The organism is Alkalitalea saponilacus (assembly GCF_900168165.1).
Classification (GTDB): domain Bacteria; phylum Bacteroidota; class Bacteroidia; order Bacteroidales; family Marinilabiliaceae; genus Natronoflexus; species Natronoflexus saponilacus.
The window spans coordinates 1-20457 of the sequence record NZ_FUYV01000029.1; the positions used below are offsets into that span (position 1 = coordinate 1).

General features: G+C 38.9%; 16 protein-coding genes and 1 rRNA gene. 1 reads left to right on the forward strand and 16 read right to left on the reverse strand.

The window, feature by feature from the left end:
- Positions 1 to 139: 139 nt before the first annotated feature.
- From cas2 to era, 16 genes are all read right to left on the reverse strand, one after another.
- The gene (gene cas2 / locus B5X70_RS16605; RefSeq protein WP_079559030.1) at positions 140 to 472 is read right to left on the reverse strand and encodes a CRISPR-associated endonuclease Cas2; all 333 of its coding nucleotides are present in this window, start codon (positions 470 to 472) and stop codon (positions 140 to 142) included.
- On the reverse strand, positions 469 to 1389 hold the full coding sequence (cas1, locus tag B5X70_RS16610) for a type II CRISPR-associated endonuclease Cas1 (protein ID WP_079559031.1): 921 nt from the start codon (positions 1387 to 1389) through the stop codon (positions 469 to 471). Before cas1 ends, cas2 begins: the two co-directional genes overlap by 4 nt.
- Positions 1390 to 2026: 637 nt before the next feature.
- Entirely contained in the window at positions 2027 to 2671 is a 645-nt protein-coding gene (locus B5X70_RS16615) for a transposase (protein WP_079559032.1), read from the reverse strand.
- A 216-nt stretch (positions 2672 to 2887) separates the two neighbouring features.
- The gene (gene cas9, locus B5X70_RS16620; RefSeq protein WP_079559033.1) at positions 2888 to 7252 is read right to left on the reverse strand and encodes a type II CRISPR RNA-guided endonuclease Cas9; all 4365 of its coding nucleotides are present in this window, start codon (positions 7250 to 7252) and stop codon (positions 2888 to 2890) included.
- A 456-nt stretch (positions 7253 to 7708) separates the two neighbouring features.
- Positions 7709 to 8098, reverse strand: a complete 390-nt coding sequence (locus B5X70_RS16625; protein WP_079559034.1) for an SRPBCC domain-containing protein — start codon at positions 8096 to 8098, stop codon at positions 7709 to 7711.
- Between the two features lie 165 nt (positions 8099 to 8263).
- A complete protein-coding gene (locus B5X70_RS16630; protein ID WP_079559035.1) occupies positions 8264 to 8779 on the reverse strand; it encodes a hypothetical protein in 516 nt (171 codons plus the stop codon).
- Positions 8780 to 9099: 320 nt separating this feature from the next.
- Positions 9100 to 10068, reverse strand: coding sequence for a glycoside hydrolase family 43 protein (locus B5X70_RS16635; protein ID WP_079559036.1), 969 nt, complete (start codon positions 10066 to 10068; stop codon positions 9100 to 9102).
- 90 nt (positions 10069 to 10158) lie between these two features.
- Positions 10159 to 11289 carry an endo-1,4-beta-xylanase gene (locus B5X70_RS16640; protein ID WP_143255094.1) on the reverse strand — a complete coding sequence of 377 codons (1131 nt, stop codon included), beginning with the start codon at positions 11287 to 11289 and terminating at the stop codon, positions 10159 to 10161.
- Positions 11290 to 11320: 31 nt separating this feature from the next.
- Positions 11321 to 12832 carry an MFS transporter gene (locus B5X70_RS16645; RefSeq protein ID WP_079559038.1) on the reverse strand — a complete coding sequence of 504 codons (1512 nt, stop codon included), beginning with the start codon at positions 12830 to 12832 and terminating at the stop codon, positions 11321 to 11323.
- Positions 12833 to 13148: 316 nt separating this feature from the next.
- Positions 13149 to 13748 (reverse strand): bifunctional phosphoribosyl-AMP cyclohydrolase/phosphoribosyl-ATP diphosphatase HisIE, encoded by a 600-nt coding sequence (hisIE, locus tag B5X70_RS16650; RefSeq protein ID WP_079559039.1) that lies wholly within the window; start codon positions 13746 to 13748, stop codon positions 13149 to 13151.
- Between the two features lie 85 nt (positions 13749 to 13833).
- On the reverse strand, positions 13834 to 14592 hold the full coding sequence (gene hisF / locus B5X70_RS16655; protein WP_079559040.1) for an imidazole glycerol phosphate synthase subunit HisF: 759 nt from the start codon (positions 14590 to 14592) through the stop codon (positions 13834 to 13836).
- Between the two features lie 37 nt (positions 14593 to 14629).
- Complete coding sequence (gene hisA, locus B5X70_RS16660; RefSeq protein ID WP_079559041.1) at positions 14630 to 15358, reverse strand: 1-(5-phosphoribosyl)-5-[(5-phosphoribosylamino)methylideneamino]imidazole-4-carboxamide isomerase; 729 nt, start codon at positions 15356 to 15358, stop codon at positions 14630 to 14632.
- Positions 15355 to 15963 carry an imidazole glycerol phosphate synthase subunit HisH gene (hisH, locus tag B5X70_RS16665; protein WP_079559042.1) on the reverse strand — a complete coding sequence of 203 codons (609 nt, stop codon included), beginning with the start codon at positions 15961 to 15963 and terminating at the stop codon, positions 15355 to 15357. Before hisH ends, hisA begins: the two co-directional genes overlap by 4 nt.
- A gap of 17 nt (positions 15964 to 15980) precedes the next feature.
- On the reverse strand, positions 15981 to 16850 hold the full coding sequence (gene purU / locus B5X70_RS16670) for a formyltetrahydrofolate deformylase (protein ID WP_079559043.1): 870 nt from the start codon (positions 16848 to 16850) through the stop codon (positions 15981 to 15983).
- A gap of 249 nt (positions 16851 to 17099) precedes the next feature.
- Positions 17100 to 18410, reverse strand: a complete 1311-nt coding sequence (gene der, locus B5X70_RS16680; protein ID WP_079559045.1) for a ribosome biogenesis GTPase Der — start codon at positions 18408 to 18410, stop codon at positions 17100 to 17102.
- 240 nt (positions 18411 to 18650) lie between these two features.
- Entirely contained in the window at positions 18651 to 19532 is an 882-nt protein-coding gene (era, locus tag B5X70_RS16685) for a GTPase Era (protein ID WP_079559046.1), read from the reverse strand.
- 513 nt (positions 19533 to 20045) lie between these two features.
- Here era and B5X70_RS16690 point away from each other — a divergent pair.
- A 16S ribosomal RNA gene (locus B5X70_RS16690) occupies positions 20046 to 20457 on the forward strand; the annotation flags it as partial.

The window sequence follows — 20457 nt, forward strand, 5'->3', positions numbered from 1 at the left end:
AGTTTTGTTATTGAGTGGTTTATGCCAATATTTAGAATTAAAAAATGAGCTGCTGCTAAATACAAAAAAAGTCCTGATTATGGACTTTTTTTGTTTAATGTTGAAGATAATCTCTGAAGATGGGTCTCAATGTAAATTGCTAAAAAAGTTCCAGTTGCAGATATGGTGTTTCCTTTTTATCAGGTTCTTTCCCCATAAACAGTTCCATATCGCCAAATTGTTTATCGGTTATTCTTAAAATGCCTACATGGCCTTTGGGTGGGAGCATGTTTTTTACCCGTTTAATGTGCACTTCAGCATTTTCGCGGCTCGGGCAGTGTCGCAGATAAATGGAGAACTGAAACATCACAAAGCCATCCTTCAGCATCTTTTTCCTGAAATCACCGGAGATTTTTCTGTCTTTCTTTGTCTCGGTTGGCAAATCAAAAAGCACCATTACCCACATAACTCTGAATTCATTTAATCGGTTCATGATTCGGTAAATTTAGGATAAGCTATTTTTCGGCTGCTTCCTTCAAAACAATTATGTAGCGATGCGGTGGTTTGCGAAGCAGCAATCATCAATGGACTCCGTTTGTCATTAATTAATACATCTGTTTGCGGAATGCTGAGCAGTTGCCACTTTATTTCTTTGGATAGTTGGGTATAATCCAAACCGGAATCCACAATATCATATACAATTTTATCTACAAACGGACGGTATGGTTCCATAACATCATCGGCCAGACAATAAGCATTGTATCGATTGTGATGATGAATGCCTAAAGTTGGCATCAGTCCGCTGGAAACCAATGCACGGGCAATAATTGCACGCAAAATGGCATAACCGTAATTAAGCAGGTTGTTGGGTGGTTCCTCGTCGCGTCCTCTTTTAAAATTATTAATGGGAAAAAAATTTGCCCAGTAGAACGCGGCAGCCCTGGCCTCGTGGTTTTCGCTGTCGCCGGATGTCACTCTGGATGCCCAGTGTTGCATATTATCAGTTCTGATTCCTCTTAACCGCGACAACAGAGTGCTTTGGTTGCTGATTTTACATTTAATGGTTTGTTGCCACAGCTGTTTTTTTAAGGGGATGGATGCATTAATTTGCTGTTCATATCTTTCGGTCTGCACCGAGTTCCCGTTAAGCGTTAGCAGAAGGCCATGGGGCATATGTGAGTTGTCGCAGGTTACAATGGCGCAATTATTAGCCAGTAGTTTCTGTATAAGCGAGTGGGTAATGGTTATCTGTTTGTGATCAGTTATCACTATTCCAATATCTTCAATGGGGATGGTGTTTTTTCCTGAATCGTTGTCAAGACCCTGTGCATCGGGAAAGTTGATCACCAGTTGCTCGTTGCGGGTGCTTAAATAGACGGGATTTCCAAAGTAGAGTGTTTTTTTTATCATGGCGTTTATTATTCATTGGGTGACTTCAAGTTATCCGATGAATAATTTTGTCCGGACAATTTCAAAATCAGTCGTCAATGGGTTTATATACCAATTTTAATTATTGCGCGCATGTAACTATAAGAAGTTATATGTTGCACATTATAGTTTCTGATACGGAGGAATTAGGCAAAGGGTTATATAAGATGCTGTAAAACACAATTGTAAGACGATTTTTTAGATGCTATCTCAAAAGACTATTAATAATATTCAATACCTGTAATTTATAAATCAACCTCGTTTTCAACCTTCCAAATCTCCCCCAAGTGGAGGCTTAAAGTCCCCCTCGGGGGATTTAGGGGTGAATTATTAATGTGGAATTTATGGTTTGAAAGACGAGGATAATTAAAATTTACTTTTTATACAACCCCAAACCTCCATGAGGAACCAACTCACAATCCCGATATATCGGGACTCATGAAAGTGTCATTTGTCCAATGACTTAAACAAACTATTTTCAAATGAAACGCCCATGAGTGGGAAACTCACAACAAGAAAATGAATTGAAAATCGGCCTTAGCCAAAATAACATCTCATGGAAGTTCCATTCGGCCAAAAACTTAAACTAATTATTTGCGGATGAATAATTGGAGTGTGTTCACTCTCCTAAGAATCGGATGTTTAGCTCAGATGCTAATGTTTTATTAATCAGGCTGCCTTGCCGAATTCCATAATAGTCGGGAGCAGAAGAGAATTCCCAATCAGCAATTTCCTTAGCCAGATTAGCCCTCACAGGGTTTTTGTGAATGTAATTGAAGCAGGTTTGCAGATAATCAGGTAATTGACCGGGTGTAAAAATCAACGTGCCTTGATTGCTGTTGAAGAATGAGGGGGTAATGCCGTTCTGTTTAGTAAGGCATTCGGCTTTGGTCTTTGCCCTAAACAAGCTTCCTGTCATATTCCTTGACTTATTTATGGCTCGTGTATATGACCGAAGCATGATGGCTATGGACTGGTTAATTGAAACTGATTTGTTGCTACTCATCCGATGACTCGAAGTCATCGGATGAGTAGTGTCAGGGTTTCGTTGCTCGTTGTTAGTTTCCAATTCTACAAAATTGACCCTCACCATTAAATGAAAATGATTTGGCATAAGGCACCAAGCCAAAATATCGGCATAAGGTAAAATGTGTTGGCGTATTTTGTTTAGGAAGTAAAGATAGTTATCCCTGTTAAAGAATATTTTTTGGCGGTTATTGCCCTGATTGTATATATGGTAGCAGTGGTTGGGTTCGAAATACATGGGGTTGGGTGTTTGTGTATTTAATTCAGTTAACTTTTTTACTGAGGGTTTCACTTAAAGTGAAGCCCTCAGTATGGATGAATTTGTTTTTATTTAGGACTTCACTTGATGTGAAGCTCTCATGCTCTTGAATTTACTGTTGGTTAATTTATTCATCCGATGACTCCAAGTCATCCGATGAATGACTATACAGTGAAGCTCCCTGCAGCAAGGAGCCTATAGAATATTACCTAACCTATTCACATTTAGTTTTATACATTTTTCTTTTATCATTATTCCATTTACATCTCTTTCCATTTTGTTTAAAGTAGAATATTCAAGTTTATTCACAATTGAATTAGCAACTTCATGTTTTATGAAGAAACATTGGTATCCTGAAGAACTAACCATTTTATAAATCCTCTCAGCCTGTTCTTTCGATGGATTTTTAAGCTCAAGTATATTGATGTTTTCCTCTTCATCGGGAACATAAACCAAATCGTTTGGCGAAAGGCTGAAAAGAAATTTGCCCCTGTCGTTTTTTACGGGGATCATTGGCGTTTCAGCTTGTTCTTCTTTTGTGAGAGTAGCCCTCCATTTTTGATGTTCGATGACTTCATTTAGGGGAATAGTTTCATAATTTCTTTTTCCGTTTTCGTCTTCGTAAACAGCAAAAAAGAGATTGGTGCCTTTGGCTGCTTCCACATATTTATCCTTTTTATTCCCGTTTTCGCCCAACCTGAATTTACTTCCCACCTCATATACCCTGGCTTTATAAATAGGGTGGTGGTGCTTCCCATTGTTATATTGTCGTATGTTGTTATTAAGTTCTTCCAGTCCTTCCGGTGAAAAGGCCAATTCGGAGTTGTTATCTCTGCTTTTAAGATAGTTTGCCAGAATGTTTTGTATTCCTTTGTCGGTAATGGATTTAATCGTTTTATGATTAAATGAGGGATCAATGCTTTTGCGTGTAGCCGTCAGGATTTTGTCCTTTGGGACTTTTACATTGCTTAAAAGAACCTTTCCAGATACCGTTTCTTTGTGCATGGGTTTTCTTACGGCCCAGTTTTGACCTTCCTGCTCAACCATTTCTTTGGTCTTTTTTCCGTTCTTAATTACCCATTTTTGATACCGATTGGTTGCCTTATTAATAATGCGTTGATTTAGTTTGAAGCTAACTACCATTTTTTCTAATGAAGTTTTCGCATCAGCCGTAAAATTTGGCCAGGGCTTAATGAAGTTGACGGGGACTTCTTTTTCTACTCGTTCACCGTCCCTTGTAAAAACTCTTTTTTCGTAATTCCTTAATTTTCTGTTTAAATCAAATCGTTCTTTTGATTTTGCATGCTTATTGCTTAATAGGTTTATGTGGTCCCTGGTTGCACTGGCTATAACTAATGCGTCAACAGCATGGTGTCTGTGATCTATTCGTTTTTTATTGAAACCCTTGCTATATTCGTATGGTACAGAAGGCAACTTTTTTTGATGATTTTTACTATAGGTTGTGAAAAGTTCGCTCTTGGTAATGGAGTTCATTCTTTCGAATCGTGGTAAAATCAGCTCATTCCAAACATCGTTTAAACCCCAGTCCTGTTTTAACCGGGTTGTTACTTTTCCGTTACCGGGAAGTAGATTCTTGGAATTTATGCCATCATCGTTGTTTTCTTTACGTACAATATTTGATAAAATAGAACAGATGTATTTGCTTATATAACGAGAGTCATTCAATTGTCTCTCAATCATCTTTTCCGGAATTTCTTCCAGAAGCAATTTGTTTCGTTTACCCGGGCTTTTTGCATAGTGCTTATCTACAAATTCTTTATATTGCGATTCAGTGAAGACTTCAACTTCTTTTCCAAATCCGGTAGATACTTTCTGTCCATAATGGTTTTTAATAAATTCTAATCCCAGTTGGTTGTCCTTAAGCTTGTTTACTGCAGCTTCGCAAATAACTTTGTTCGTAAAGCCATCATCAAAGTATCTACTTTGTGGAATGACATGTTCAATTTCATATTCCGGAGTAAATAATTTATTCAAAGGGATGATTTGTCCGGTGTATGGAGATCGGTACTTCTGTTCGAGCCAGAGTTTGTAACGTTGTAGTTCAGCTTTTGTCGGTTCCGCTTTCTTGCTTATTTTCTGGATATCGTCTTCAATTTCAATATCAGAGTTTAATACACCATCTTCATAAATTTTCAGGATTTCCTGCTGTACGGGAGAATATGGCCTTACATTCTCAATAGAGCCGTCGTTCATCATTTCAATCAGCAAAGCTTTAATCCTTTGATTGGTGTTTTCGTTCTCAGAAACAATATTCGTTAGTCTTTTCCGCTCATCTGCGTTGTTTTTCAAATCACGACCCAGTTCAACATGGATCTCTTTAAAGAAATCGTTTTCTCCGTTACCATAATGTTGCCAAATATCTCTCACTACCCTTAGAGTTTCGGTAACTACTTGTTCAACAATGGGATTGCGTAAAGAGTGTTGTTTGAAGTTATTTATGAACTCATCCATCTCTGCCACAGAGTTCCATTTAATTATTTCACCAGCTTCTGAATGTCGGTCATAAACAACATAGCCTGCAAGCCAAAGTTGTAGGCCTTGGAAATCATCCTCCTTTTCCAATTTTATTGCTTTTTCGCGTACTTTATCTTTTATGTTTTCATCATACTCTCCGGTAATAAATTTATTGATACGGTCGCGGGTCTTTATGTCAATATTATCCCATTCCCAGTATTTTCCTATCCGCATTAATGGCAGAAGTCTTTTAATTGCCTTTTCAGAGTAACTTCCATAATCACTTTTAAATGGAGGAAATTTTATAAATGCTTCTACAAAAGATTCTATATCCAGTTCATTTTTAATTGCATAGGATTTTAATGCTTTTTCATAATCTTTTTTATCAGTGACTGAATATATGATGTGCCATAAACTGATTTCTTTCTCTTTGGTGAGAAAATCAGGGGAAATGCCATCAACTTTTTTTAATCTGCTTCTGATATCATATCCCGTTTCGTTGCAGGGATACTTTTTTGATTCATCCTTAACAGAGTCGTAAACATAGTTCCACCTGTATTTCGCAATTTCAGAATTCAATGATTTGCCTTTCAATCCTTCGGCATTTAAAAAGTATTTTAGAACTGCTTTATGGTCTATTTCTTTTTGTTGCATCAGAAAATCAAACAGATTTTCATAATCTTCTGTTGATTTTATAAAGAGATTTGTAACATCAGAATCATCCTGTTTTCTGTATATTTTTAAATTATACATCCATTGCCAAACCCTGAACTCCTGATAAATGGGGTGGGACTTAGGAATGGCTTTGAGGTGTTTTTTTAGGATTTCTCCATTTTGCTTGTATGTTCTATACTCTAAAGGACAATTGCTTATGCTTGACTTTTGGCTTCGTAAAGGCCTCTGATAAAAAATTATATCTTCTAAAATGAGATGAACAAAATTCTTTTTTTTCAAATTAAGCTGGTGACCTTCATTGTTTCGGTAAAGTTCTCTGATTGAATCGAAGTATAGGCTTTCGTTTTTTAGTTCCGGGTGGAAATCTTTTTGTGTATTCAGAATCAGTTCTAATTCTTTTTTGTAAAACTTGCGTTCAATGGTTCTAACTAAATCACCTTTAATTTTTTTAAATGGGTCGTTTAGCAAGTTTTCATAGATATATGATCCGACAGTTTCAGAAGAATTATTGATTTCTTTTTCTGTTTTCTTTTTTAAAAGAGTCCAGTCATCTTCTTTCGGAGCCCGAAAGCTCCGCTTTTCCGCACCTTCTTTATCAGTTTTAACACTGCCATCATCATTTAAGTCTGTGGTAACAATAAAATCTCGAGTTTTATTTTTCCAATCATCAAGGGGTGTCTTACTTGAACGACGATATATCCAGCCATTTTCAAGATGCAGTGAATACCATATCTCACCTTTGCTATTCGGTTTTTCATCGGCTACAACATCAATCACTTTTAGTGAATAGAATTCAACTAATTTGTTTTTATTCTCTTCCTCTTCTTCACCTCTTAATTGATAATACCCTCTTTTTTGGTTAAAGTTTAATATTATCCATGCAAGTTCTTCTTTTTTTATTTTTTGCGTAAGCGCCTTTTTTCGTAAAAAGTAGATTGTCCAGTCGTATGGTATTAGCTTTGGCTTTCCATTTTCGGTTATTAGCAAGTCTGGTTGTTTATTACGAAAGTCTTCCACCATTTCATTAAAGGAATCAGTAAAGATGAAACGATTTGTGTTGAAGGCTAATTTTGGTTCAGTACTAGGGATAAATTGTCCTAATTTTTTTTCAAAATCAATTTGTTTTGCGTAGTGTTCAGGTAAAAAATTCAAAATATTTAATACTCTGTGTAATCTTTCTCTACGAAGCAAATGCCTTTCCCTCAGTCTTCTGACACTTCTGTAGGCTGTTCTTTCTGCCGTTTGGGAAACAGAGTTCCCTTTTCCAAAGTCACCAATAATATCCTGACTCATTGGGATAATTCTGCTGCCTAACCCCAGAATATTACCATTTCTATTTTCAAAATTTCCTTCAACCAATGCCCAACCGATAGAGTTTGTTCCCAAATCAAGTCCTAAAATTTTCTTCATATTGCTAAGGGTAAATATTCATCGGATGACTTTTACATAGTGGTAATAGTCATCCGATGAAGGGTTTCATAATATTATTTTGGTTTGTGTTTTTTATAAGAAAGCAATAGATTCATGCCGTTTGGGTAATATTCATTAGATAACATTTACATAGTGATAGTAGTCATCCGATGAAGAATTTTCGTAAAAACATTTGAAATTTACTAAAATTATTGTAAAATTGCTTTACAATTTGAAGCAATTCACAATAAGGATTATTCCGTTGTGAAAACATTTAAGGCGGGGAAACTCGCCTTTGTTGTGCTTAATATCCGCGCCTTTTGCAATTTAACAATTATTTACGAAAGTTCAAATCTGGTTTTTGGTTGCTTATAATAAAACGAAAGCGGGTCTTACCGTGGTAAAACCCGCTTAATAATATAAGCTAAATTCTCGCAATCACTTCAAGGCAGACAATCACTCCACCTCCAAAAACTCCTTAATAGCACCCAAAATATACTCTTCCCACCCTTGTGCAATATCTTCGAAAGCTTCGGCGGGAATGTTGATATGAATCACATCTACTTGAACTTTTGAACCCGAAGGGAACAGTTTTATGGTTGCCACGGATGGTTCAGTCTGGTCGCCAAAATACCACTCCTGTACAATTTTGTTTTCAGGAACCAGTTCCAAAAGGCGTCCCTGTATGTCGCCTTCCCACATGGAGAACTCCTGACCGGCTTCGGATGGCATTACAGCAGGGTAGCCCGACCAAAGCTCAATGGTAAAAGGGTTGGTGAAGGCCGCAAAAACATCTTCCTGTTCGGCTTTAATTTTTACTCGTGTTTTGAAATCCTTAAGCGACATACGATTTAATTATTTTGTTCTGTTTGAACAAATATAGACAAAAGCAATGGATATTTTGAAAGATAATAATGCTTGCAGGTGTGGAAAATCCTACAGTTTATTGCGCATAGACAATCCCACTGGTCGTAGGAGGGACGTATGGAACACTCTGTTTTTTTCTTAAAGTTATTCACTTCTGGTGAGAGATTCTTCCGGTTCTTCAAACCGATAAACCCCTTTTAGAACAGCTTCTCGAATGGAGGCTATGATTTTCTGGGTGCGGAGAGTTGCGGCTGAATAGCCGTCAACTTTAAGAGAAACAACGTTTCCGGGCTCATGCAGATCTTCAAGATGATCGCTTAGCTTTTTCCCAACCAGATATTGTAAAGCTTCCTCATATTGAGCAATCACCGATCTGTATGGCTCCGTTTCAGTTCCCATGTAATAATTCTCATCTCGCCACATATGCCTGAATTCAGCCTCTTTTACAATACCGTTCTCCAAAATGAACTGAATATTCATCTGAATGGCTCCAAGGTCGTAGAAACCTCCACGATATGTACCATCCGGAAGTTGTAAGAGCTTTTCAGGTTGCGGAATAGGCTTGTGGTTATGACCGTTTTCAGGAGATTGGAGCGTTAACTTAACAATCAAAAAGATTACCAGAATAGATAGCAGTGCAATGATGATGTTTTTTTGCATGATACTGTTTTTTTGAAGAATATTTCAGTTTAAAAGTTCCTGCTGTAATGGGAAAGGGAAAACCAGTGTTATGTCAACCATAAAATGACGAGTTAGCATAGTGCGTTTGGCTTTCCCCTTGGGGGTTAGGGTGGGCGCTGAATACAATTTATATTTGACTTGATACCAGTTAATTCCTGTTTCCTGTGTAGAATTAGTTTGTTGCCTCTGCCAGGTTAACCCCGTGATTGGATAATTGTTTAATTAAGAATGCTATTATAAAGAATCAGGCCGTTCCTTGTAGGAACGGCCTGAAAAATTAACTAAATCAAAATAATGAATTATTTATCGTATTCAACCGTGATGGTTTCTATGCTGCCATCAGGCAAATGGTTAAGATCTGCAACTCTTGCACTTCTCAACCATGTTTTTCCGGATATTTCCGAGTCATGGAAGAACAGATACCATTTTCCTTTATATTCAACAATTGAATGGTGAGTTGTCCATCCAATAACAGGATTTAGAATAACTCCCTGATATGTAAATGGTCCATAAGGATTGTCCCCGGTTGCATAACAGATTTTGTGGGTGTCTCCGGTGGAGTAGGAGAAATAGTATTTTCCTTTGTACTTATGCATCCATGATGCTTCAAAGAAACGACGGTCATTGTCTCCGGCCAACATAGGGTTGCCATTTTCATCAAGGATTACCAGATCTTTTGGTTCTTCGCCAAAATTGAGCATGTCATCGCTCATAACGGCCACTTTTGCACACAAAGCAGGCTCGTTGTCGGCAGGTTGCTGTCCACACTCAATGGCTTTGTTGTTACGGTAGCGTTGTAGCTGTCCGCCCCATATACCACCAAAGTACATGTAATGTTTACCATCATCATCTTTAAAAACAGCCGGGTCAATTGAGTAACTTCCATCCATCGGAGTCGGAAGTGGCTTAAATGGACCTTCAGGCTTGTCGCTGATGGCAATTCCCAAACGGAAAATATCGGTTTTGTCCTTTAACGGGAAATACATATAGTATTTTCCATCTTTCTCAGCAACGTCGCAATCCCACAACTGACGGCCTGCCCATGGAATATCATCAACATCCAGAGCTTTTCCATGGTCGGTGATCTCATCATCGATGTTTTCAAGAGAAAATACATGATAATCTTTCATAGCGAAATGTGATCCAAGATCATCTTCTGGAATCCCTGCTTCGTAGTCATGCGAAGGGTAGATGTATAATTTCCCGTTAAATACATGTGCATGAGGGTCAGCAATGTACATGTTCTTTAAAAAATGCTTTCTTACCATAATTATATAGTTTTAAAATTCCTTCCTGTTAAAAAGAACCACCCGGTTAACCCGGATGGTTCGATCCCAAAATAAACGAGTCAGAAAAAATTATTGTTTTTTTGCGTTTGCCAGTTCAATGATTCTGGTAACAGCTGATTTAGGTTGATAATCTCTGTCGAATAACAATGGATAATCGGTTCTACCGCGAATTGGCCAGTTGTTTCTCCACGACTGGTTGTCGTCAACTCCCCAAACTGTAACACGGGAGATGATATCCTTATTTCTCATGAACATTTCAAAAAAGTCAACATATTTGTCCATTAGTGCAGTATATGATTCCTCAGAAAGTCCATTGGGATATGGATTGTATTCATCAGAGATTTCATAATTTAAAGAAACTTCTGCACTATGCCTTCTTGATGGCCATGGTAAAACGGTAATGTCCATTTCAGTAACCATTACTTTAACGCCCAAACTTGCTAATTTTTGCAAAGCTTCTTCTTTCATCTCAACAGTTGGAAAATCCATAGATAAATGACCTTGTAGACCTACTGCATCAATTTTTACGCCATTGTCAATCAGATCTTTCACCATATTGTAAATTCCATCTCTTTTTTCCGGCCGAGATACTGAATAATCGTTATAGTAAAGCTCAACATCAGGGTCAATCTCATGAGCAAATTCAAATGCCATTTGAACAAATTCAGGACCAATGATTCTTACCCATGGACTTTGTCTCCATGATCCATCGTCGAGAATGGTTTCATTAACAACATCCCATCCGTGAACACGGCCTTTGTATCTTTCTACAACTGTTTGTACATGGGTTTTCATCCTCTCAATAAGGCGCTCACGGGATACTTGATCCCCGTTTTCGTCAACAAACATCCATCTTGGAGCTTGAGAGTGCCAAACCAGGGTGTGTCCAATAACTTGCATATCGTTAGCTTCTGCGAACTCAATAAAAGCATCGGCTTCGTCCCAAAAGAATACTCCTTCTTCAGGTTGAAGGTACATCATTTTCATGCAGTTCTCCGCTACAACAGAATTGAAATGCGTTTTTACTATTTCGATGGCTTGAGGATCTTGTCCTGCAACTTGAGGCACATTTAAGGCTGTCCCGATGTAAAAGTAATCCTTTAATGCATCTTTTAACGTAGTTGCTTCTTCTTGTGCAGTGCAGCTACCCATTAGGATAATTGCCAGAGCAATTGTTGCTAATTTCTGTAATGATTTCATGTTATTCATTTTTTTTAAAATTGCTATCCCTCTATTTAAGATTCTCTTGTTCCAGAGTTTCTAATCCTTGTTGTCTTCTCTTTCCCAGTTCTCCTTCAAGCAATACTTCTGTTGATTTGTTAATTTCATAGAAGAACAAGGCAACAAGAGCAACAAGGAAGGTAATGGCAGGGTAAACACTCATGGTCATCAATATACCATTTATAGCCTGCTCTGATTGTATTATAACAGTCCCTTCCGCCGGTGGTTGATATCCGTAGAACGAAAGGATGGCTGCAACTAATGAACCTCCAATTGCCAATCCGGCTTTTAGTCCGAATAGCATGGCAGAGAATATGATGGCTGTTGCGCGACGGTTATTCTTCCATTCAGACCAGTCTGCTACATCAGCAATCATAGCCCATAATAGAGGAATGGTAAGACCATAGGAGAAACCGTGAACTATTTGACAGATAAATACCCATCCAACGTTTTGAGCCGGGATGAATAAGAATAGGAATTGAGATAAAGTGGCAACAGAAAGAGCAACTATAAACAAATCTCTTTTTCCATATTTGTCTGCAATGGGCTTCGATAATGCAATGGCAATGATCATCAGAATAATTCCCGATCCGTTAAAAATTCCAAATCCTATTGAGGCCGGATCTTCAGGAAGGGTTATAGGAGTTAATCCCATTCCAATTAGAAAACTGTTGAACCCGTCTACCATTCCAAAGAAACCAATGAATTGAAGGAACTCATTTAAGTCATTCTGACTTAAGTAGTTTTCGAAATAGTAGATGTAGTTACCTCCTTTTAACGCGAGAGTAATAAAGATGAAAATTGTTACAATCAACATAATTACCCAGGGTCTGTTCTTCGAAAGGTCAATCAAATCCTGTTTAACACTTGTGTTTTGTTCAGCAGGAGGAGTAATTCTTTCCTTGGTTGTTAGAAACGTTATGATAAAGCAAATAACTCCTATAAAGGCAAATATTCCCATTACATATTCAAAACCAACAGCACGATCCCCATCACCAACGATAAGTACTAATGGTAATAAGATTACCTGGATAATAAACTGAGCAACGGTTACCGCGGTAAAACGATAAGAGGAAATACTGTTACGCTCGGACATGTTTCCTGTTAGTACTCCACTTAAAGTTGCATAAGGAAGGTTGTTTGCTGTATAAACTATTACCAATAAAATATAAGTAATTAAAGCATAAGCAATTCTTCCCGATGGACTAAAGTTTGGTGTTGTGAATGCCAATAATGCGATCACACCAAATGGAACAGATGTCCACAAAATCCATGGACGAAATTTTCCCCAACGCGTATTGGTTCGGTCTGCAATTACTCCCATTACCGGAGTAAAGAAAGCCCCTGCCATACCTCCTACAAATATTATAACTGCAGCAATATCACCTTGTATTTTAAATACATCGGTGTAGAAATATGCCAGGAAGGTCATCAGAGTTTGAAAAATAAGATTGGCCGCGAAGTCTCCAAGACTATAGCCAATTTTCTCCTTTATAGAGATTTTCTCAGTTATGGAACTCATAAAATTTAATAATTAAGAATCGTTAGTTACTATTTAAATTTCCAATAATCACAATACCGTTCTGTTATGGTATGTCAAATTTAATACGATTGAAACAATAATTAACGGCTTTTGTAATTATTTACTCTATAATCACAGAAATTTCCACTTTTGAGGATGCTAAATCGTATTTTTTACTTTTTTTCAGAAATATTGAATGATACTGGAAGCTTATTTTAATGATAAACCGGGTGATGAAAAAAGCGCCAAAACACTGATTAAGAGGTGTTTTGGCGCTTTTTTATAACGTAACGGGGTGTGCCTTAAATTATTCCCATTATTTATGGCGTTTCCTTAATTCTTTTATTAAATCTTCAATTCTGTACCCCTTATGTGTTAATAAAACGACTAAATGATACAACAAATCGGCACCTTCATATAGGAAATTTTCATCATCATTGGCCATAGCACCGATGATGGTTTCAACTGCTTCCTCTCCAACTTTTTGAGTGATTTTGCGGGTTCCCTTTGTGAACAATGAAGTGGTATATGAGCCTTCAGGCATCTCTGCCTTTCGCTTGTCAATAAAATCCTGAAGATGCTTAAGGAAATCCAGTTCACTAACCTCATTGGTCTCACTCCAGCATGTGTCCGTGCCGGTATGGCAGGTTGGACCTACAGGATTACACTTAATCAATAATGTGTCGTTATCGCAATCAACAGCTATGGAAACCACATTTAAAAAATTGCCAGATTCTTCTCCTTTCGTCCAGAGGCGTTGTTTCGACCTGCTGAAAAAAGTTGCTTTCCCCTCTTTTTTTGTTTTTTCCAGCGCTTCCTCATTCATATAACCCAACATTAATACTTTGTTGGTTTTGCTGTCCTGAATAATTGCCGGAACTAAGCCATCAGGTGTTTTACTAAAATCAACCTTCATTTTTCTCTGTTTTTTTTATTTATATGCTCCCCAGCGTTAGCGAAGGAGGAAAACCATCAACTATTAACTCCAAACCATCAACTTGTCATCTCACAACAATCCCCTCACTTCTTAGATAAGTTTTAAGATCAGGTACCGAAATTTCATTGTAGTGAAAGACGCTGGCAGCCAATGCTGCATCAGCTTTTCCAATTTCAAAAGCATCTTTAAAATGTTGCATGTTTCCGGCTCCTCCCGATGCGATAATTGGAATGGAAAGATCATCGCTTAGCTGAGCCAGGGCTTCGTTGGCAAAACCTTGTTTTACGCCATCGTGGTCCATGCTGGTGAAAAGAATTTCCCCGGCTCCACGTTGTTCTGCCTCTCGTGCCCATGAGAATAGCCTCTTTTCTGTGAAAATTCGCCCCCCGTTAACCGTTACCGCCCATTCGTTGCCGGTTTCTTCTTTCTTGGCGTCAATGGCAACTACAACAAACTGACTGCCAAAGTTCTTTGCCATATCGTCAATCAATTGGGGATTCCTAACGGCCGATGAGTTGATGCTGATTTTATCGGCTCCTGCATTCAGCAAGGCTTCCGCATCTGATAGTTCAGAGATTCCTCCGCCAACAGTAAAGGGAATGTTAATGTGGCGTGCAATGCGATGCACCAAATCAACAAAGGTTTTACGACCCTCGTGAGATGCTGTGATATCCAGAAATACCAGTTCGTCGGCACCTTGGTCGGCATAAGCGGCGGCCAGTTCTACCGGATCGCCCACTGTTTTCAGCTCTACAAACTTAACACCCTTTACGGTCATTCCGTCTTTTATGTCCAGGCAGGGGATGATTCTTTTTGCTAGCATTTTGATTTTGATTTAAGGTTATTTAAGAATGAGCATTTTATGAAATAAATTGCTCCAGTTCTTTTAAACTAATTTTGCCCTCATATATTGCCTTGCCAAAAATTACGGCCGGTAAGCCGGCCTCTTGCAAGTCCTCTATATCTTTCATACAACTAACACCGCCACTGGCAATGAGGTATAGGTCGGGGAGCTGATTTAACACCTCACGATATAGTCCAATGGCAGACCCCTGAAGCATTCCGTCTTTGCTAATATCGGTACAGATGGTTTTAGTTATTCCTTTTGATGTATAATCTCTAAGAAAATCCATCAGTTCTAGCTCGGAGGTTTCCAACCAGCCCGAAACAGCAATTTTCCTCTCCTTTACATCCGACCCCAGTATGATTTTTTCTGCTCCGTACACTGAAATCCAACTTTCAAACTCCTGCGGGTTTTTTACGGCGATGCTGCCCCCGGTAACCATTTGCGCTCCGCTTTCAAAGGCGATTTTTAAATCAGCATTTGATTTTAAGCCTCCTCCAAAATCAATTTCCAGGTTGGTTTTGGACGCAATGGTTTCCAAAACTTTGTAATTTATAATGCGGCCGGCTTTTGCACCATCCAAATCTACCAGGTGAAGGCGTGAAATCCCATGTGCTTCAAACTCTTTGGCAACTTCCAGAGGGTGATCGTTATATACTTTTTTCGTGTCATAATCGCCCTTGCTCAGGCGTACACATTTTCCGTCAATGATATCAATGGCCGGTATCAGTTCAATTCTTTTCATAGTTTCAGGAAGTTTTTCAGAATTTTCTCGCCAACAGGTCCGCTTTTTTCGGGGTGAAACTGCGTGGCAAAAAAGTTGTCGCGCTGCAATGCCGAGCTGTAAGGATGTATGTAATTCGTTGTGGCTGCCGTGTCGTTGCCCAAGGCAACGTAGTAGCTGTGAACAAAATAAACATACTTCCCTTCAAGTGAAGCATCAAACAGGTCGCTTTTTAAATCTGTAATCTGATTCCATCCCATTTGTGGGATTTTCAGATTTTGGGGATTGGGATCCGGAAGCTGGAATTTCTTTACTTTTTCATCAAAAATGCCCAGACAATTTACATCACCTTCTTCGCTTTGACTGCCCATCAGTTGCATTCCAAGACAAATGCCCAAAACCGGTTGTGTTAAAGTTTTTATGAGATCGGCCAGCCCTGTTTCGTTCAAATGCTTCATGGTCGTACTGGCTTCTCCCACTCCCGGAAAAATGACTTTATCCGCTTTAATAATCTTTTCCGGATCTGCTGTAATTTCTCCCTCCTGTTCCAATCGCAGCAGTGCGTTATTGACCGAACGGATGTTTCCGGCGTTATATTTTATAATTACAATGTTCTGTTTGGTCATGGAAGTGTTGTTATCTGTTACTGGAATACTACCGTTCTGTTTTTGTAAACCAGTGTTTTACGTTCAATGTGGGCCATCACCGCACGCGATAGCACAATCTTCTCTATATCACGCCCTTTTTGAATGAGTCGTTCAACCGTATCGTGGTGGCTTATGCGGCTCACATCCTGCTCAATAATGGGGCCGGCATCCAAATCGGATGTAACATAATGGCTGGTGGCACCAATGATTTTAACCCCTCGTGCATGTGCCGCGTGATATGGTTTTGCGCCAATAAAAGCCGGCAGAAATGAGTGATGGATGTTGATGATTCTTTCAGGGTAGTGATCTACAAACTTTGGCGATAATATTTGCATGTACCTGGCCAATACCAAAAAATCTACTTCATGCTCTTTCAGTATATCCAGCGCTTTTTGTTCCTGTTGTGCTTTGGTTTCGGCCGTAACCGGCACGTGAACAAACGGAATTCCAAACTTGCCAACCACTTCTTCCAAATCTTTGTGGTTACTGATAATCACGGGAATTTCAACCTTCATTTCCCCACTCTGATAGCGAGCAAGAATATCGTATAAACAGTGCGACATTTTTGAAACAAACAGCCCCATGCGGGGTGTTTTGTCGCTGAAATGAAGTTTCCACTTCATTTTGCAGGGGGTGGCAATGGCAAACTCAAAGGCAGGTTCAATTTGTTCCCTGCTAAGTTCGAATCCTTCCAGTTCCCATTCTACACGCATAAAGAAACGTTTCTCGTCGCGGTCGGTATGCTGATCCAGAGCCACAATGTTCCCATTGTTACGATGAATGAAGTCCGTTACCCGTGCTACGATCCCCCGCTGATCCGGACAGTGTATTCTGATGATTGCGGTGGCACTGTGATTTGTACTCATCTTTTTCTGATCAAACTTTATTATAATAATGATTTCAATATTTTTCTTGCTTTCTCGAATGCTTCGTTTAGCTTTTCTTTATAGCCAGCCCTATTTCCGGGTTCGTTATGGTTGGGAAGGGCGGTCTCGATTAATTGAAACTGTTACTCAATTTTTTGTTGCAAATTACAAAAGTACTTATTTCAATTTTTATGATACCGCTTTTAACCAGAAAAACTGACGTAGGTCAGTTTTTCATTCTGTGTCTCTTTATTTTTTCCTTAAAAAGATATTTACCGGAACTCCTGTTAAGTTCCACTTCTTTCTAATTTTATTCTCAAGGAACCGTTTATACGGATCCTTAACATACTGAGGTAGATTACAGAAAAAGGCAAACGATGGAGTCGTTGATGGTAATTGTGTTATAAATTTAATCTTAATATATTTCCCTTTGTGAGCCGGAGGAGGGTTGTGTTCAATCACCGGCAGCATGTAATCATTCAGCTGCGATGTTGAAATGCGCATTTTTTTATTCTCATAAACAGCCACTGCATCTTCCAGTACCTTAAATATTCTTTGTTTTGTTAACGCCGATGTAAATATGATGGGGTAATCCACGTAAGGAGCTGTTTTTTCCCTTATTTCAGCTTCAAAATGTTTGGTTGTATGGGTGTCTTTTTCTATTAAGTCCCACTTATTAACCACTACCACCACTCCTTTTCGGTTACGCTCAATCAGGTTAAATATCTTCTGATCCTGACCTTCAAAGCCCCGGGTGGCATCTACCAATAATATACATACATCGGAATTTTCAATGGCGCGCACGGCTCTCATCACCGAATAGAACTCAAGGTTCTCGTGTACTTTGTTCTTTTTTCTGATTCCGGCTGTATCCACCAGTAAAAAATCGTGACCAAATTTGTTGTATCGAGTATGAATGCTGTCACGCGTGGTTCCTGATATGGGGGTGACGATGTTTCTGTCTACCCCGATAAAAGCATTAATAATTGAGGATTTCCCTGCATTTGGTCTACCAACTATGGCAAATTTCGGCAAATCTTCCTCTTCTTCACTAAGGTCTGTTTTATTTGGCAGCGCTTCTACCAGTGCATCCAGCAAATCACCTGTTCCGGAGCCGTTTATTGCCGATACAGGGTATAGCTGATCAACTCCTAATGCGTAAAAATATGACGATTCAGGAATTCTCTCATGGGTGTCCACCTTGTTCACTACTACGAAAGCTTTTTTACCAGATTTTCGAATGATTTCGGCCACAGCCTCATCATAATCGGTGATTCCGGTGCTCACATCCACTAAAAAGAGAAGAATATCAGCCTCTTCAATGGCAATCAAAACCTGCTCACGAATGGCTTGCTCAAATTGATCTTCTGAATTGATGGCAAACCCTCCTGTATCAACAATGGAAAACTCAGCGCCATTCCAATGTGATTTCCCATATATCCTGTCGCGGGTTACCCCGCTTATTTCATCTACGATGGCATGTCTCTGGCCGGTCAGGCGGTTAAAAAGTGTCGACTTCCCAACGTTTGGACGTCCTACTATGGCAACTATATTTCCCATTTCTATATTCTATTATTTAATTAATAGTTCGTTATTCTTTTCAGGCTGCCGTATAATCAGGAGATTTAGGCTTTTTGTTGTCCTTTACTATTGGTAGATAATAAGGATGTTGCTTAAATCTAATACGTGGCACTCTAAAAGTCTAACCATCTATTGTTAATCTATCACGATGTTATAGTCTCACAAATTCCAATGCAATCCTGCACCGGATTTCAATTGTTCTGGATACAATACGATGGATTAACCATCGTATCCAAACTGCTTAAGCATATTGTCCTGATCCCGCCAGTTTTTTGCAACTTTTACATAAAGTTGCAGATAAACCTTCTTATCCAGAAATGTTTCGATATCCTTTCTTGCTTCTGTACCTAGTTTTTTCAGAGCTTTTCCCTGATGTCCAATGATGATTCCTTTTTGCGAATCCCGTGCAACATGAATGTTAGCGCTTATTTCGGTTTGTTTTTCACGTTCTTTAAACGACTCAATGCTAACCTCGACAGAGTAAGGAATCTCTTTTTGATAATAAAGCAGTATTTTTTCTCGTATAATTTCAGATACGAAAAACCGTTCCGGTTTGTCCGTCAAGGCATCCTTGTCAAAAAATGGGGGAGATTCAGGCATTAAATCCAAAATCCTTTTAAAGAGATTGTCTGCATTGAATTTATGAAGCGCAGATATGGGAAATATCTCCGATTTTGGTAAAAGTTCTTTCCACTTATCGGCAAGGGCTTCCAGTTTTCCCTGGTCTGCAAGATCAATTTTGTTTATCGCCAACAAAACAGGAACCTTACTCTTGTTTACTTCATCAATAAAATTCTGGTTTTTCCCCGCTGTCTCAACTGTGTCGGTAATGTATAATATAACATCGGCATCAACCAGAGCCGATTTACTGAATTTCAGCATGGACTCCTGTAACTTATAATTTGGCTCCAGTACACCCGGTGTATCGGAAAATACCACCTGGTAATCCTCCGTATTAACTATACCTATTATTTTGTGTCGTGTTGTTTGTGCTTTGGAAGTAATAATACTCAGGCGTTCTCCCACCATGAGGTTCATCAGTGTTGATTTACCTACATTTGGATTCCCTACAATACTAACAAAGCCGGATTTATGTGCCATAATTGTTCTCCGTTCATATTAAATTTTGAGGCCACAAAGTTACTATAATTACCCGTTATTTTATGCAATTTCCAAGAAAGTTCACCATTTTCTATTCATCATTAGTATTGGAAGTCAGGCGATTTACATTTTTTAATATAAAATGATTGCGAAAAGGTTTGGAATATAACCTTTCTTCTTCTACTTTTGCACCCGCTTTTGATAATAACGAAAGCCACAAATCAAATGAGGTTGTGAAAAGATAATTATTGAGAAACACAGTCCAGATTTTTTGAAAAATTATTTTGAAAATTAATTTGGAGATTCAGTGAAAAATGTGTTATCTTTGCAACCTCTTTCGCCAAAAAATGTTTGGCGAATTTGTTTTGAAAAGAAAACGTTCTTTGACAATATTGATGCAATACCAAAAGATCTAAGGTTAGACAAAAATTTAATTTAGCAATATCCTTGAGTCAATTTTTTTGAGATATGTCAGGAAATTAGGTCATATTAAATGGCCACCAACTTTTTTATACAACGAAGAGTTTGATCCTGGCTCAGGATGAACGCTAGCGACAGGCCTAACACATGCAAGTCGAGGGGTAACAGGGGAGCTTGCTTCCGCTGACGACCGGCGCACGGGTGAGTAACGCGTATGCAACCTACCTGTAACAGGGGGATAGCTCCCTGAAAGGGGAATTAACACCGCATAAGACTACGGCATCACATGGTGCAGTGGTAAAATATTTATAGGTTACAGATGGGCATGCGTGACATTAGCTAGTTGGCGGGGTAACGGCCCACCAAGGCTACGATGTCTAGGGGTTCTGAGAGGAAGGTCCCCCACACTGGTACTGAGACACGGACCAGACTCCTACGGGAGGCAGCAGTGAGGAATATTGGTCAATGGGCGCAAGCCTGAACCAGCCATGTCGCGTGCAGGAAG

Coding starts and splice junctions, on each gene's coding strand:
- hisF (WP_079559040.1), bottom strand. CDS start 14,592: ATGCTAGCAAAAAGAATCATCCCCTGCCTGGACATAAAAGACGGAATG.
- B5X70_RS16615 (WP_079559032.1), bottom strand. CDS start 2,671: ATGTATTTCGAACCCAACCACTGCTACCATATATACAATCAGGGCAAT.
- era (WP_079559046.1), bottom strand. CDS start 19,532: ATGGCACATAAATCCGGCTTTGTTAGTATTGTAGGGAATCCAAATGTA.
- B5X70_RS16640 (WP_143255094.1), bottom strand. CDS start 11,289: ATGAAATCATTACAGAAATTAGCAACAATTGCTCTGGCAATTATCCTA.
- hisIE (WP_079559039.1), bottom strand. CDS start 13,748: ATGAAGGTTGATTTTAGTAAAACACCTGATGGCTTAGTTCCGGCAATT.
- B5X70_RS16625 (WP_079559034.1), bottom strand. CDS start 8,098: ATGTCGCTTAAGGATTTCAAAACACGAGTAAAAATTAAAGCCGAACAG.
- B5X70_RS16645 (WP_079559038.1), bottom strand. CDS start 12,832: ATGAGTTCCATAACTGAGAAAATCTCTATAAAGGAGAAAATTGGCTAT.
- der (WP_079559045.1), bottom strand. CDS start 18,410: ATGGGAAATATAGTTGCCATAGTAGGACGTCCAAACGTTGGGAAGTCG.
- hisH (WP_079559042.1), bottom strand. CDS start 15,963: ATGACCAAACAGAACATTGTAATTATAAAATATAACGCCGGAAACATC.
- B5X70_RS16635 (WP_079559036.1), bottom strand. CDS start 10,068: ATGGTAAGAAAGCATTTTTTAAAGAACATGTACATTGCTGACCCTCAT.
- cas1 (WP_079559031.1), bottom strand. CDS start 1,389: ATGATAAAAAAAACACTCTACTTTGGAAATCCCGTCTATTTAAGCACC.
- purU (WP_079559043.1), bottom strand. CDS start 16,850: ATGAGTACAAATCACAGTGCCACCGCAATCATCAGAATACACTGTCCG.
- cas9 (WP_079559033.1), bottom strand. CDS start 7,252: ATGAAGAAAATTTTAGGACTTGATTTGGGAACAAACTCTATCGGTTGG.
- cas2 (WP_079559030.1), bottom strand. CDS start 472: ATGAACCGATTAAATGAATTCAGAGTTATGTGGGTAATGGTGCTTTTT.
- hisA (WP_079559041.1), bottom strand. CDS start 15,358: ATGAAAAGAATTGAACTGATACCGGCCATTGATATCATTGACGGAAAA.
- B5X70_RS16630 (WP_079559035.1), bottom strand. CDS start 8,779: ATGCAAAAAAACATCATCATTGCACTGCTATCTATTCTGGTAATCTTT.